Below are 14,848 nucleotides of genomic sequence, written 5' to 3'. Positions count from 1 at the left end.
AAGACCAATAATACCCCTATGGGGAGCATTCCAACCTGATCGATGTCAAAGACATGGTCACCTTTGCTCCGGTGGGTCAATGCGGCGCCGGCCGACTTGCCTGAATGAGTGTTTTCCGAGCCTCTGTTCAAAGGCTGGCATGAATTATGGTTCCGAAAACAGTCAGAAAGTCGGGGAGCTATGCTCCGGCTGACTGATTTGCAGATGTTGCGTCCTGCGGCATCGCAATCGATGATGCCAGGAACTCATGCCATGCGCCCCACCCAGAACAGCTTGCCGGAGAATGTTCGCGCCCAGTCCACGTTCACCATCAATAATCATCTTGCGGCAGCGCTCGATCTTCATTCCCACATAAAGCAGGCGGAATGGAACGTGCAGGGCCCGAACTACGAGGGAATGCGGGTGATCTTGCGTTCAGCCGCCATGCTGGTGGCTGCACAGTGCGATGCACTTGCCGACAGAAGCGGGGCACTTGGTGACATCGCTTTCGGCACCGTCAAACTCGTGGCCGCCCGCTCATTCCTGCCTGAATATCCCGTCCTGATCGCGGGGGAGCAGGAGCATGCATTTGCGGCCTCCAGGAGCATTGCCGCTTATGCCCACTCGATGCAGAAGGCGATCGCCTTTCTCAACGCGATAGGCGACCCGGTGACGGCTGGCCTGTTTGCAGGCATCACGGGCGACACCGAAAGGCAACTCTGGCTGTTCGAGCGGTTTCTCACGCCCCTGTCATTTCCGTCCCTGATAAACGCCGGGTCGGATGCGTGTCCGGTAAAAGCGATTGTTTGAAAAGATGGAGAAACTTCGGATACTGCTTGCGGAAGACGAGCCTCTCATTTCCATCTTCTTCGCAGAACTCCTCGTGGAAATGGGATACGAGGTCTGTGCCATCGAAGTGACGGAGGACGCGGCTGTCGAAGCGGCGACGCGGCTAAAGCCAGACCTTCTGATTGTGGACAGGCATCTGAAGCAGGGCAGTGGCATCGTTGCTGTCGCCAGGATCCTGAAAGAAGGACCGGTGTCCTACATCTTCATGACTGGCGATAGGCTGGTCAGAGAAGAGGTCCCGGCCAATGCCATCATATTGCAGAAGCCTTTCCTTGATGCGGATGTCGATCAGGCGATCCATGCCGCCATGCAGGCAGCAGGCAGGCCATTCTGAAAACACCTTCGCGAGAGCCACCTGATCGAAACGGACCAGGCTGTTCTCGCGAAGTTCGAGTGTTCCTTTGACCTGCTATACGATCGCTTTCAGATCCGTTTCGGCTGCACCTGAATGCGTGTCGAGCTTCGTCGGCTTGACGGCGTCGAGGACCTGTCTCGCATGCGAAAGCTCTGTTTCGGATCCATGGACCATCACGAGAAAACTGTCGGCCTTCAGCGCGGGTATCAGTCCGCCGACCGCGAGCGCGCCTTCGAGTGCTGAAGCCACTGTTGCTGCGAGCGAACCCAATATGAACACATATCCGAAGAGGGGGACGGTCAGGATGAGCCCGCCAAAGAACAATCCCCACAATCCGCCCCAGAATGCGCCTTGGGAACCCCAGACCTTGATCCGGTCTCCGGCATTGTAAAAGCCGACAGGGCAGGGCTCTGCACGCTATCGTTCATCACCCGTCGGTCAGGTTCCTCACCAGGGCGATCAGGGCCGCTTCACTGGTGATGCCCCGTTCAAACGCGTGGCTGAGCACTGTCGCAAGATCGGAACCATCTTCGCCATCTGACGAAAACCCGTGCTGCTCACAGGTCTTGGTGAAGGCTGCCAGAAGGTTTGCATCGGACGCTGCGTCAATCAGTTTGTCTGGGATTAAGGTCATGCTTTCCTCCACAAGACCCGCCACGAATTGACCGTGCTCAGAATAAAGAGGAATGGGCCATAACGGTGAGGGCCGGAATATACCCATGGTCGGCCAAACTAGGTAGAATCCGTCCCTGGCCCCGGCCGGCAGCAGCCGTGATGCTGCACTGGCCGCGATCATGGTCGTTTTCCGTTATCAACCAGCGGCAGTACTCCTCCATCCATCCGGGATTTGTAACAAATTGCGCCTCGTCATGCTGGCACTTCTCACCCTCGCGATTGGCGGTGTTCTGGGCATACTGCTCCTGAGATACTACTTTCCGAGTGCGGGCGAGACGACCGTCAGTAAGCCCCTCTACGCATCGCCGAACTGACATTCGGGAACGATTGATCTTGGGATCAACGTCTCTCTCCGTCTGGTGTCGCGCCCGCCCCGAAATCAGGAACACGACATGTCCCTCAATGAAATGATCAACACGATTGCGGACAAGGGAAAGCTGCGCGTGCGCATTTCGGTGATGAAGGCGATTGCCGCGCGGGCAGAGGAGATATTGAAGCGCTCAGACCAGGCTGACTACAACTGGGACGTCATCTCGCTCTATTTCACGCCTGAGGACGGCGGCTATGAACAGAAGGCGCGTTACGATGACGCGGATGCGGCATTGTTTCTGACCGCCTGGCGAGGATTGAAAGGCACGACCTCCAGCACGACGATCTCAAGAGGGCTGCAAGGTCTTGAATACATTATCGATATGACACTTGATGGAGTTGTCACCGATGTCACAGCACTGATGCGGGACATCAGTGCTGAGTATCTCCGTATCGGAAACCCGGTCGACTAACGCCGTTAACGGTCGTCGCTCAGCGGTATGGAATGGCGGAACGTCTTTCTCAGGCCAGACCCTCGCGGACAAGGGATGCCATTGTCGCAAAAGTCGGCAGGATGGCGAGCCGGAAGCACATGATGACGGTGAGCAAGATTGCCTTGCTGCTCCGGCCTCCAACGCATCGTGTCCGTCTCGGCAACATGAGTATCTTCCGATCCTGTTGCCGCAAGCGCGCAGGGCATATGTGAACGACCATGAAGCAAATCTGTCCTCGCGGCCCCAGAGACGTGACCCATGCGAGGTGCGCCTCCGCATCCGCCCGCATGAAACGTTCACGCAGTCGGGTCCTGTCCGGTCGCTCTCGGCGGAGAGCGTCATGAAGATTGGGCCTAAACTTATCGCCGGGACGATCTGTGCCACCGTCTTCGCCACAGTCGGCGTTTACTTTGGCATTCCTTTTGTCCTGGGTGAGAAGGTCGCGGCAATCTCTGTTGTCCGCAGCACCATCGTCCAGACGGTCGTGGCGAGTGGCCGCGTCGAGACACCATCGGGTGTCAATATCGGCAGCCAGATCATCGGAACCGTGCTCACCGTCCTTGTGAGGCAGGGTGCCGCTGTTCGCAAAGGCGATGCACTCATCACCCTCGATGACCGGCAGGCAAGGGCTGCCGTCGACCAGGCCGCCGCATCCCTGTCAGAGGCCCGCACGAGCCTCCGACAGGTGGAGGAACTGACGCTGCCACTGGCCGAGCAGACCTTGATCCAGACCGAGGCGACCCTGCGCAATGCCGAATCACAACTGACCCGTGCCTTGCAACTGGCTGAGCGTTCGATTGCGACCGGCGAGACTGTTGAGGACCTTCAGCGCGCCTTCGATATTGCCAAGACGGAGGTCCGATCAGCCGAGTTGCAGGTGAAGAGCCTATCCGTCGGCGGCAGTGGTCATGCGGCGGCAAAGGGTGCCGTCGTCCGGGCCGAGGCGGTGCTCAGGGCCGCGCAGGCCGGCTTGGGCCTGACACTGATCACCGCCCCCGTCACGGGCGTCGTCATCCAGAGAGCCGTCGAAGAAGGCGCCATCGTTCAGGCGGGGACGCCGCTTCTTGTGCTCGCGCCAGACAGATCCAAGCAGCTTGTCGTGCAGTTCGACGAGCGCAATCTCGACGTGATCCGCATCGCCCAGCCGGCCCTTGCCTCGGCCGATGCCTATCCGGAGGAGAATTTTCGCGCCGCCGTCGCAACGATCAGTCCGACTGTCGATGCCGACAAGGGCTCCGTCGAGGTCAAGCTCTCCATCGATGCGCCACCCAGCTACCTCAAGGAGGACATGACCGTGTCGGTCGACATCGAGGTCGCCCGCCATGAGAATGCGCTGGTGGTTGCCAATGCGGCTGTTCGCGATGCCGCGAGTGCTGCGCCCAAGGTGTTGCTGATCCTCGACGGGCATGCCGTCGAGCGACCCGTCACCCTGGGCCTGAGGGGGATCGCCAGCATGGAGATCCTCGATGGACTTGTTGTCGGCGACCTCGTCATTCCCTCGACGGTCACGACCGTCGTGGCGGGTGCGCGCGTCCGCGTCGCTGACGTTGCGCTATCCCCATGAAAACCTGGTTGCCGTTCGAACTGATCGCCGCTTTCCGCTTCCTGCTCGAGGGGCGGATGCAGACCCTGCTGACCATTGTCGGGGCGGCGGTGGGTGTTTCCGTCATCGTCTTCATGTCTTCGTTGCTCGCGGGTGTTCAGGCCAATATCTTCAGCCGGGTCCTTTCCACCCGGGCCCATATCGTGATTTCGCCGAGCGAGGAGGTGGCCCGGCCCCAGCGCATGGCGACAGCTCTCCAGACCTTCGCGATCGTGCAGAAGCCGGCGCAAAGGCTGCGCTCGATTGACCAATGGCAGGCGATTGCCGCCCAGCTGACAGCACGTCCTGATATCGTCACCGTGTCACCGGCGGTCGTCGGTGCCGCCTTTGCCGTGCGCGGCGAGGTCGCCGATGCGGTCTCGGTGACCGGGATGGAGCCGGACGCCTTTTACCGGATCATCGCGCTGCCCGAAAAGATGATCTCCGGCTCGGCGACACTGTCGCCCAATGGCGTGCTCATCGGCATTGAACTTGCAAGCGATCTCGGTATCGGGGTCGGCGAGAAACTGCGCATCCGCACCACCAGCACCACCAGCACGAAGACCACAAGCGGCTCCGACCAGACCTTCATCATCGGCGGGACCTTCGATCTCGGCAACAAGGAGGTCAATCAGCGCAGCGTCTTCGTGTCCCTGCGATCGGCGCAATCCCTGCTTGGGCTGGCAGGGGGCGTGACCAGCCTCAGCGTCAATCTGATCGACGCCTATCAGGCGGAAGTGGTGGCCACCGATCTGCGCTCGGCTCTCGGCGTCAATGCCGAGAGCTGGATCAAGACCTTCGAGGAGTTGTTCACCGCACTCAACACCCAGTCGATCGCCAATTACGTCATCCAGTTCTTTGTGGCGATCGCGGTGGCGCTCGGCATATCCAGCGTGCTGGTGGTGTCCGTCGTTCAGCGATCCCGCGAAATTGGCATCCTCAGGGCCATGGGGGCGTCGCGCGCCCAGGTGATGCGGGTCTTTCTCGTCCAGGGGGCCGTGATCGGCATGCTGGGATCGCTGGCCGGGTCTGCGCTCGGGGCCGGTTTCGTTCTCGTCTGGCGTGCCTTTGCCAGGAACCCCGACGGCACCGAATTCTTTCCGATTGCGCTTCAGCCGTCGCTCTTCGTCGCCACCGCTGTGGTTGCGACCCTTACCGGTCTGGTGACCGCCGTCCTTCCGGCGCTCAGTGCCGCCCGTCTCGATCCGGTGGATGCGATCCGTGGATAGGCCCGCACCGACAGACAAGACCGTACTGCGCCTCGAGGCGGTCACCAAGTCGTTCGGCGTCGGGACGGAGATCGAGACGGAAGTGCTGCATGGCATAGATCTGGTCCTCCAGGAGGGGGAGTTCTGCGCCCTGATCGGCCCCTCCGGATCCGGCAAGAGCACGCTTCTCAACATCATCGGCCTTCTCGATCGTCCGACCTCCGGCCGGATGCAGATCGAAGGCAAGGATACCGCAGGCCTCAGTGACGCGGCACAGACCAGCCTCAGAGGACACAGCATCGGTTTCGTCTTCCAGTATCACCATCTGATTTCTGCCTTTACTGCGGTCGAGAACGTGATGATGCCGATGCTGCTCGACAAGGGCTGGCCCAGTCAGGCAATGCGGGAGCAGGCGGGAACCTTGCTCGACAAGGTGGGGCTAGCCCCGTTCAAGAACAGTCCCGCCAACCGCATGTCCGGCGGGCAGCAACAGCGGGTCGCCATCGCCCGGGCGCTGGCCATGAACCCTGCACTGGTGCTGGCAGACGAGCCGACCGGCAATCTCGACAGCCAGTCCGCCGACGAGGTGTTTGCGATGATGCGAGACGTCAACCGACGGGAGAAGACGACCTTCCTGATCGTGACACACAATCTCGACCTTGCGCGCCGGACGGACCGCATCATCGAAATCGTCGATGGAATCATTGTCACGACAAAGCCCGAAGCCAAGACGTCGGCCGTTTCTGTCGTTGCAGAGCGCGCAACGGACTCAAGTGCCTGACCGTGAGTAGACTGGGCTTGAGAAAATCGGAGTGATATCTTCAGGCGTCAGTTGGAAATACGAGTGCATTGCCAGGATGGTGTTTCTCGCCTCATCCTATCGGTGGGCTCAGGAATTGCACAGCAATGTGGAATACTGCTTCACCGTCCGAACAGCGCGGCGTTTACGATCTCATCTTCACATATCGAGCGAGAAATCTGGCGTGAGAATTGCATCGCTACCGGAAGATATGACCGGGAGATCTCATTGTCCGTACACACAATACGCCATGCACTTGCAAGGAAGCCACGGCGCGTTTTGGGCGAAGCAGTGGATCCGGGGAGATGTCTAAGTATCACGAGGATCTCGTGGCTGCTTCTGGCAACCGTGGTCTGACTATGGCGAAGACCTCCTCCGACCTGACGATCCTTGTCATTGACGAAAATGCCATTCGGGCCTCGATCATCGAAGAGGGGCTGAACGAAGCTGGGCATATGAATGTCCGGGTGATCCATGAGATGCAGGGCGTGGCGCGGCTGATCGAGACGATGGATCCTGACGTCATCATCATCGACATCGAGAACCCCAATCGTGACATGATGGAGCATATGTTCCAGCTCACCCGGATGATTTCGCGGCCGATTGCCATGTTTGTCGATCGCTCGGATACTGCCGCCATTGAGGCTGCCGTCGATGCCGGCGTATCGGCCTATGTGGTTGATGGGCTGAAGAAAGAGCGTATCAAGCCGATCCTCGACATGGCGGTGAGCCGCTTCAATGCCTTCAGCCGCCTTCAACGCGAACTGGTCGAGGCGCGCAATGCGCTTGAGGAGCGCAAGGTCATCGAGCGCGCCAAGGGCATCCTGATGAAAATGCGGGGCTTGAGCGAGGAGCAGGCTTTCGCTCTGCTTCGACAGACCGCCATGAACGAAAAGAAGAAGCTGGCCGACATCGCCCAGAGCGTCGTGACGGCTGCAGGACTGCTACTGTGAGCGCGGCGTGGATCGGAGAATGCTGGTGAGCGATATGGTTTCAACCCAATCCGGCGATACGGCCATCCATGCCCCCGTGACTGTGCGTGGCAAGGAGCAGAGGACGCTCAGGGCAGGCTACATCCCGCTGATGGATGCCTCGATCCTGATCGCAGCTGCAGAGCTTGGTTTTGCCGAAAGGGAGGGACTGCATCTCGAGCTGGTCCGGGACGTCACCTGGGCCAATGTCCGCGACCGTCTCGCTTTCCGCCAGTTCGACATTGCGCACATGCTCTCGCCGATGCCCGTCGCATCCATGCTCGGGCTTGGATCCAATCCCTCGCCGACCATCGCGCCCTTTTCCCTCGGTCGCGGTGGCAATGCCATCACGTTGTCCGCCCGAATCTTCGAACGGATGAAGTCTTTGACGGGGCTGGCAGACGATGCGGATGCCCTGGCCAATGCCAGGGCACTGGCGGCCTTGCTCGCTGACATGCGCGCGCGGGGCGAACCGGTGCCAACACTCGGGATGACCTATCCCTTCTCCTCGCATAATTATGAGTTCCGCTACTGGCTGGCGGCGGGCGGAATCGATCCGGACCGGGACGTGAAGCTGGTGGTAGTTCCGCCACCGCTGACTTCGGATGCGCTCGCGGCTGGCGCAATCGATGGCTTCTGCGTCGGGGCGCCCTGGAACATGATTGCGTCGGAACGAGGCACGGGGCGCATCGTGGCTGCCAAGCAGGATATCTGGCCTCTGGCACCTGAGAAGGTGCTCGGCATGCGCCCCGACTGGGCCGATGCCAATGGCGATACCGTCTCCCGTCTGATCGTCGCGCTCGATCGGGCGGCGCGCTGGTGCGATGACCCCGGTCACCACAACGAGCTTGCCGGGATCTTGAGCGCGCCGGAATACATCGCAGCGCCCACTGGCATCATTCGCCGCGTATTGAATGGCGAGTTCAGTCTTGATGCGCAGGGGACGAAACGGGTCGTCCCGGATTATTTCCTTTTCCATCGCGGGGCCGCCAACCATCCGCGGCCAGATCAGGCATCGTGGATCTACAGCCAGATGCTTCGCTGGGGCCAGACAGACTTCAGCGATGAAGGCATGGCACATGCGCGGAGCGCTTTTCGGCCGGACCTCTATCTGACAGCGCTGGGACAGTATGCTGCCATGCCGGACGAGGCGAGCGAGAAGGGCGCTGGCGGCTATGAGGGTTTCATGGATGGCAAGCGTTTTGATCCGGATGCGGTGCAGGCTTACGTCGAGGGATTTCCGGTCCGATCAGCCTCGTCGTCAGGCGTGGGGACGGTCGATGGCTGATGCGCTGCGGTGCACAAACCTGAGGCATTTGCACGAAAAGTCAGGTTCTGGAACGAGCAGGCTGATCTTGCGACCGTCGAGAGGCGGTCGTGCCTGCCCTTGAAACAGCGCTTGTTTTTCCGACGCTTAACCGTCGCCAGGTGAAACTGGCACGGCCCTTGCTTCGCTCTTGATGTCCACGGTCAACGGCGATCGCGGGACGGATGAGCGCCTTATCGGCGCAGATAACCATCAGACAATGACGTCGCAGGCTTCTTGCTGTCCGGCTCCTCCCGCCAGGACCTCGCAAGATAGCACGCGGCGTTTTTTCGTTTTTCCGGATCTCCGTCAACAGACAAAGAGGGGCACACAGCTATGACCAAGACCACAGCAACGAGCATCAGCCGGCGTCAGATTCTCAAGATCGGTTCTGCGGCAGCACTTGCAAGCGCGGCTCGCCTGGCATTTCCGTCGGGCGCTTTCGCCGCAACCGCCGGGCCTGAAGTGACCGGTGTGAAGCTCGGCTATATCGCGCTCACCGATGCCGCACCGCTGATCATCGCGCAGGAAAAGGGGCTGTTTGCGAAATATGGTCTCACCGAAGTAGAAGTCCTCAAACAGGCTTCCTGGGGTGCCACCCGCGACAATCTCGTGCTTGGCGGCGAGGCGAACGGCATCGACGGCGCGCATATCCTGACCCCGATGCCCTACCTGATATCGACCGGCAAGGTGACGCAGAACAACGTGCCGGTGCCGATGTCGATCATTGCCCGGCTCAATCTCGACAGCCAGGGCATTTCGGTCGCCACGGAATATGCCGAGACCGGCGTGCAGCTCGACGCTTCCAAGCTGAAGGAAGCCTTCGCCACCAAGAAGGCAGCCGGCAACGAGATCAAGGTCGCGATGACCTTCCCCGGTGGCACGCATGACCTCTGGCTCCGCTACTGGCTGGCAGCCGGAGGCATCGATCCGGACAAGGACGTCTCCACCATCGTTGTTCCGCCGCCGCAGATGGTCGCCAACATGAAGGTCGGCAACATGGACGCCTTCTGTGTCGGGGAGCCGTGGAACGAGCAGCTCGTCAATCAGGGCATCGGCTTTACCGCCTGCACCACCGGCGAGCTTTGGAAGGGGCATCCGGAAAAGGCGCTCGGCCTGCGCACCGACTGGATCGAAAAGAATCCAAACGCCGCAAAGGCGCTCATGATGGCCGTCATGGAAGCCCAGATCTGGGCCGACAGCATGGACAACAAGGAAGAGATGTCGGCGATCCTCGGCAAGCGCCAGTGGTTCAATGTGCCTCCGAAGGATGTCGCCGGTCGCCTCAAGGGCACCATCAACTACGGCAATGGCCGTCTCGCCGAAAACACCGGGCTCGAGATGAAGTTCTGGAAGGACCACGCTTCCTATCCCTTCAAGAGCCATGACGCCTGGTTCCTCACGGAGAACATCCGCTGGGGCAAGTTCGCCCCCGACACCGACATCAAGGCGCTGGTCGATAAGGTCAACCGCGAAGACATCTGGCGTGCGGCGGCCGCTGATCTCGGCATTGCTGCCGCCGACATCCCGGCATCGACCTCGCGCGGTCCGGAAACCTTCTTCGACGGCAAGGTCTTCGATCCGGAAAATCCGAAGGTCTATCTCGACAGCCTGACGATCAAGGCTGGGGCGTAAGGACCTAGTTCCGATCACGGCCCCTCATCCGCCTGCCGGCACCTTCTCCCCTTAAATGGAGAGAAGGACTCAGCCGCAGCCGTTCCGTCCCCTCTCCCCGCCTGCGGGGAGAGGGTGAGGGGCAGTTTCATGACAACGAAAACCACTCGAAAGAGGACCACACCATGACCGCAACCGCCCGCAAGATTGACACCGAGGCGACGGCCATTTCAGCGACCAGGACAGGCACGGTCGTCATGATCGCACAACGCCCGACCCGCAAGATTGACCTCCAGAAGGCAATCGCCGCCATCTGTCGCAATGTCCTGCCGCCGCTTGTGGTGCTGATCGCGTTACTCGGCATCTGGCAGATCGCCTGCTCAAATCCGGGCGCCACGCTGCCGCCACCATCACAGGTCTGGATCGACAGCTATGATCTGATCGCCGCCCCGTTCTTTGATTATGGGCCGCAGGATATCGGCCTTGCCTGGCGCGTTCTCGTCTCGCTCGAGCGTGTCGCGATCGGCTTTGGCCTCGCGGCTGTCGTCGGCGTCTTTCTCGGTGCCGTTGTCGGTCAGTCGGTCTGGGCGATGCGTGGTCTCGACCCGATTTTCCAGATCCTGCGCACGGTACCGCCGCTTGCCTGGCTGCCGCTCTCGCTTGCTGCCTTCCAGAATTCAAATCCGTCGGCGATCTTCGTCATCTTCATCACCTCGATCTGGCCCATCATCATCAACACCGCTGTCGGTGTGCGCAACATCCCCGACGACTATCGCAACATCGCCCGCGTGCTGCGCCTGAACCCGCTGGAATTCTTCATCCGCATCATGGTGCCGGCCGCCGCCCCTTACATCTTCACCGGTCTTCGCATTGGCATCGGCCTCTCCTGGCTCGCGATTGTTGCCGCGGAAATGCTGACCGGCGGTGTCGGCATCGGCTTCTTCATCTGGGATGCGTGGAATTCCTCGCGTCTCTCCGACATCATCGTGGCGCTCGCCTATATCGGCGTGACCGGCTTTGTCCTCGACAAGCTCGTCGCATTCCTCGGCAACGTCATCACCCGCGGCACCGCGAAGAACTGAGGAGAGCGACCATGAACGCCTATCTCAAGATCGACCATATCGACAAAAGCTTCGAACGTGGCGGCACAAAGACCGAGGTCCTTAAGGATGTCAGCCTCACTATCGGTAAAGGTGAATTCGTCTCGATCATCGGCCATTCCGGCTGTGGCAAGTCCACGCTGCTGAACCTGATCGCCGGGCTGACGCGGGTGTCTGCAGGCGCTGTCCTCCTCGAAAATGTCGAGGTCAACGAACCCGGTCCTGAACGAGCCGTCGTCTTCCAGAACCACTCGCTGCTGCCCTGGCTGACCGTCTATGAGAACGTCAATCTCGCCGTTTCCAAGGTCTTTGCAGGCAAGAAGACAAGGGCGGAGAAGCATGAATGGGTCATGCGCAATCTCGACCTCGTGCAGATGGCGCATGCCAAGGACAAGCGTCCGGCTGAGATCTCCGGCGGCATGAAACAGCGCGTCGGCATTGCCCGGGCGCTGGCCATGGAGCCGAAGATCCTGCTGCTCGACGAACCCTTCGGCGCGCTCGATGCCCTCACCCGCGCCCATCTGCAGGATGCGGTGATGGAGATTCACTCCCGTCTCGGCAATACGATGATCATGATCACCCATGACGTCGATGAGGCGGTGCTCTTGTCCGACCGCATCGTCATGATGACCAACGGCCCGGCCGCCCGCATCGGCGAAGTGTTGGAAGTCCCCATTCCGCGGGTGCGCGACCGCATCGCGCTCGCAGCCGACCGCACCTATCTCAAATCCCGCGAAGCCGTGTTGAAGTTCCTCTACGAACGCCATCGCTTCGTCGAAGCCGCGGAGTAACATCAATGGCTGAGAAACTCGTCATCATCGGCAATGGCATGGCCCCCGGCCGCATGCTGGAAGAACTGTTCGAGAGGGCACCCGGCCATTTCGACGTCACGATCTTCAACGCCGAGCCGCGCGTCAACTACGACCGCATCATGCTCTCGCCGGTACTGTCAGGCGAGAAGGCCTATGAAGACATCGTCATCCATAATGACGACTGGTACGCCGGCCATCGCGTGACGCTGCACAAAGGCGCCAGGGTCACAGAGATCGACCGCCATGCGAAGACGGTCACCTCGGCCAACGGCATCACGGTACCCTACGACAAGCTGGTCATTGCGACAGGCTCGCTGCCCTTCATCATCCCCGTATCAGGTCATCAACTGCCCGGCGTGTTGCCGTATCGTGATCTCGACGATGTCGACAACATGCTGAGGATCGCGCAAGGGAAGGGGCGGGCGATCGTCATCGGCGCCGGCCTGCTCGGTCTCGAGGCAGCCTATGGCCTGAAGCGTCAGGGCATGGATGTCACGGTCATCCACCTGATGCCGACCATCATGGAGCGCCAGCTCGACCCGGCCGCCGCCTATCTCTTGGAAAAGGCGCTCACCGAACGCGGCATTGACATCATCACCAAGGCCAACACCAAGCAGATCCTGGGCACCGAAAAGGTCGAGGGCATCGAGCTGGAAGATGGCCGCGTCATTACCGGCGACATGGTGGTGATGGCCGTTGGCATCCGCCCTGCATCGAGCCTTGCCAAGGACGCCGGGATCGCCGTCAACCGGGGCATCGTCGTCGATGACGGCATGATGACCTCGGACCCCAATGTCTTTGCGCTTGGCGAATGCGCCGAACACCGCGGCACCTGCTACGGCCTGGTCGCGCCACTCTACGAGGCCGCCCGGGTTCTTGCCGATCGGCTGACCGGCGGCACCAGCGAATATCACGGCTCCGTCGTCAACACGAAGCTCAAGGTCACCGGCATCAATCTCTTCTCCGCCGGCGACTTCGCAGAAGCGCCTGATCGAGAGGAGATCGTTCTGCGCGATGCGTCTGCCGGCATCTACAAGCGCCTCGTGCTGAAGGACAACAAGATCATCGGCGCCGTGCTCTATGGCGAAACGGGAGATGGCTCCTGGTTCTTCGACCTGATGAAGCGCGGAACCGATATCTCTGAGATGCGCGACACCCTGATCTTCGGCCAATCCTACCAGGGGGGCACCCCGCTGGACCCTATGGCGGCCGTTGCAGCCTTGCCGGATGATGCAGAAATCTGCGGCTGCAACGGCGTCTGCAAGGGGAAGATCACGACGACGATCTCCTCCAAGGGCCTGACCTCGCTCGATGACGTGCGCGCCCATACCAAGGCATCCGCCTCTTGCGGCTCCTGTACCGGGCTCGTCGAACAGCTGATGGCTCTGTCTTTGGGCGATGCCTACAACCCCGCCGCCGTCACGCCGATGTGCTCCTGCACCGAACTTGGCCATGACGACGTCCGCCGTCTGATCAAGGCCAAGGGGCTGAAGACCATTCCGGCCGTCATGCAGGAGCTGGAGTGGAAGACCTCCTGCGGCTGCGCCAAGTGCCGCCCGGCGCTCAATTACTACCTCGTCTCGGATTGGCCGGACGAATATGCCGACGACTATCAGTCGCGTTACATCAACGAGCGTGTCCACGCCAACATCCAGAAGGACGGCACCTATTCCGTCGTGCCGCGCATGTGGGGCGGCGTCACCAATGCCGCCGAGCTTCGTGCCATCGCCGATGTCGTCGACAAGTTCGAAATCCCCATGGTCAAGGTGACTGGCGGCCAGCGTATCGACCTGCTCGGTATCGAAAAGGAAGACCTCCCCGCCGTCTGGGCCGATCTCGGGAAGGCAGGTTTTGTGTCAGGCCAGGCTTACGCAAAGGGTCTGCGCACAGTGAAGACCTGCGTTGGTTCCGACTGGTGCCGCTTCGGCACGCAGGATTCGACCGGCCTTGGCATCCGCATTGAGAAATTCATGTGGGGCTCCTGGACACCGGCCAAGCTGAAGCTCGCCGTATCCGGCTGCCCGCGCAATTGCGCCGAAGCGACCTGCAAGGATATCGGCGTGATCTGCGTGGACAGTGGCTTCGAGATCCATTTCGCCGGTGCCGCCGGCCTCGATATCAAGGGCACCGATGTTCTGGGCCTCGTGAAGACCGAGGACGAGGCGCTGGAGCACATCGTTGCACTCACCCAGATGTATCGCGAGCAGGGGCGCTATCTCGAGCGCATCTACAAATGGGCAAAACGCATCGGCCATGACGAAATCCGCCGCCAGATCATGGAGGATGCCGACAAGCGCCGTGCCTACTACGACCGCTTCGTCTTCAGCCAGAAATTCGCCCAGGTCGATCCGTGGTCGGAGCGCGTCTCCGGCAAGGACAAGCATGAGTTCAAGCCGATGGCGACCATCAACTACAATCAGGCTGCGGAGTGAGGCGATGAACGGAAACTGGATCGCAATCGGGACGATCGACGACATCCCGCTGCGTGGCGCACGCTGCGTTAAGACCCCCCAAGGCAAGATCGGGGTGTTTCGCACCGCCGAAAACGAGGTCTTCGCCATCGAGGACCATTGCCCCCACAAGGGCGGCCCGCTCACGCAGGGCATTGTCCACGGCAAGGCAGTGACCTGCCCACTGCACAACTGGGTCATCTCGCTCGAAACCGGCCGGGCGCTTGGGGCCGACGAAGGCGAGGTCAAGACCATCCCGGTCCGCAATATCGACGGTCATCTCTCCATCATGCTCGAAAGCATGATGGTCGCAGCCGAGTAAGTGGGAAGATCAACGCGCGGAGC

At 60.7% G+C, this 14,848-nt stretch carries 14 protein-coding genes and 1 pseudogene; 13 read left to right on the top strand and 2 right to left on the bottom strand.

Annotation, left to right across the window (positions count from 1 at the left end):
* Positions 1-252 precede the first annotated feature (252 nt).
* Positions 253-789, top strand: a complete 537-nt coding sequence (locus SJY08_RS14400; RefSeq protein ID WP_377276490.1) for a ferritin-like domain-containing protein — start codon at positions 253-255, stop codon at positions 787-789.
* A 4-nt stretch (positions 790-793) separates the two neighbouring features.
* Complete coding sequence (locus SJY08_RS14395) at positions 794-1,162, top strand: response regulator (protein WP_054148686.1); 369 nt, start codon at positions 794-796, stop codon at positions 1,160-1,162.
* Positions 1,163-1,237: 75 nt separating this feature from the next.
* Here the strand turns inward: SJY08_RS14395 and SJY08_RS14390 are convergent, their stop codons facing one another.
* Together SJY08_RS14390 and SJY08_RS14385 are read right to left on the bottom strand one after the other, a co-directional pair.
* The gene (locus SJY08_RS14390; RefSeq protein WP_377276488.1) at positions 1,238-1,453 is read right to left on the bottom strand and encodes a hypothetical protein; all 216 of its coding nucleotides are present in this window, start codon (positions 1,451-1,453) and stop codon (positions 1,238-1,240) included.
* A gap of 157 nt (positions 1,454-1,610) precedes the next feature.
* Entirely contained in the window at positions 1,611-1,979 is a 369-nt protein-coding gene (locus SJY08_RS14385) for a hypothetical protein (RefSeq protein ID WP_377276486.1), read from the bottom strand.
* Between the two features lie 271 nt (positions 1,980-2,250).
* On the opposite strand from SJY08_RS14385, the gene SJY08_RS14380 reads away from it, so the two are divergent.
* The 11 genes and pseudogenes from SJY08_RS14380 (at position 2,251) to nirD (ending at position 14,825) form a co-directional block, all read left to right on the top strand.
* Entirely contained in the window at positions 2,251-2,640 is a 390-nt protein-coding gene (locus SJY08_RS14380) for a hypothetical protein (protein WP_377276484.1), read from the top strand.
* 361 nt (positions 2,641-3,001) lie between these two features.
* Positions 3,002-4,225, top strand: coding sequence for an efflux RND transporter periplasmic adaptor subunit (locus SJY08_RS14375; protein WP_377276482.1), 1,224 nt, complete (start codon positions 3,002-3,004; stop codon positions 4,223-4,225).
* Entirely contained in the window at positions 4,222-5,472 is a 1,251-nt protein-coding gene (locus SJY08_RS14370; RefSeq protein ID WP_377276480.1) for an ABC transporter permease, read from the top strand. The genes SJY08_RS14375 and SJY08_RS14370 overlap by 4 nt, the downstream gene beginning before the upstream one ends.
* Positions 5,465-6,157: pseudogene (locus SJY08_RS14365) on the top strand (ABC transporter ATP-binding protein); the annotation flags it as partial. The gene SJY08_RS14370 and the pseudogene SJY08_RS14365, both read left to right, overlap by 8 nt.
* A 452-nt stretch (positions 6,158-6,609) precedes the next feature.
* Entirely contained in the window at positions 6,610-7,203 is a 594-nt protein-coding gene (locus SJY08_RS14360; protein ID WP_377278609.1) for an ANTAR domain-containing response regulator, read from the top strand.
* 34 nt (positions 7,204-7,237) lie between these two features.
* Positions 7,238-8,509 carry a CmpA/NrtA family ABC transporter substrate-binding protein gene (locus tag SJY08_RS14355; RefSeq protein WP_377278607.1) on the top strand — a complete coding sequence of 424 codons (1,272 nt, stop codon included), beginning with the start codon at positions 7,238-7,240 and terminating at the stop codon, positions 8,507-8,509.
* Positions 8,510-8,863: 354 nt separating this feature from the next.
* Positions 8,864-10,162 (top strand): CmpA/NrtA family ABC transporter substrate-binding protein, encoded by a 1,299-nt coding sequence (locus SJY08_RS14350; RefSeq protein WP_377276478.1) that lies wholly within the window; start codon positions 8,864-8,866, stop codon positions 10,160-10,162.
* 164 nt (positions 10,163-10,326) lie between these two features.
* Complete coding sequence (gene ntrB, locus SJY08_RS14345; RefSeq protein WP_054148695.1) at positions 10,327-11,223, top strand: nitrate ABC transporter permease; 897 nt, start codon at positions 10,327-10,329, stop codon at positions 11,221-11,223.
* 11 nt (positions 11,224-11,234) lie between these two features.
* On the top strand, positions 11,235-12,032 hold the full coding sequence (locus SJY08_RS14340) for an ABC transporter ATP-binding protein (protein WP_377276476.1): 798 nt from the start codon (positions 11,235-11,237) through the stop codon (positions 12,030-12,032).
* A gap of 5 nt (positions 12,033-12,037) precedes the next feature.
* Positions 12,038-14,485: a nitrite reductase large subunit NirB gene (nirB, locus tag SJY08_RS14335; RefSeq protein ID WP_377276474.1), complete on the top strand. Its 2,448-nt coding sequence runs from the start codon at positions 12,038-12,040 to the stop codon at positions 14,483-14,485.
* Between the two features lie 4 nt (positions 14,486-14,489).
* Positions 14,490-14,825, top strand: a complete 336-nt coding sequence (gene nirD / locus SJY08_RS14330; RefSeq protein WP_110792334.1) for a nitrite reductase small subunit NirD — start codon at positions 14,490-14,492, stop codon at positions 14,823-14,825.
* Positions 14,826-14,848: the final 23 nt, after the last annotated feature.

Source organism: Rhizobium sp. R86522 (genome assembly GCF_042466255.1).
In the GTDB taxonomy this organism is placed as follows: Bacteria; Pseudomonadota; Alphaproteobacteria; order Rhizobiales; family Rhizobiaceae; genus Allorhizobium.
The sequence above is the reverse complement of the archived record's forward strand: the minus strand, read 5'-3'. Positions and strand labels throughout refer to the sequence as shown.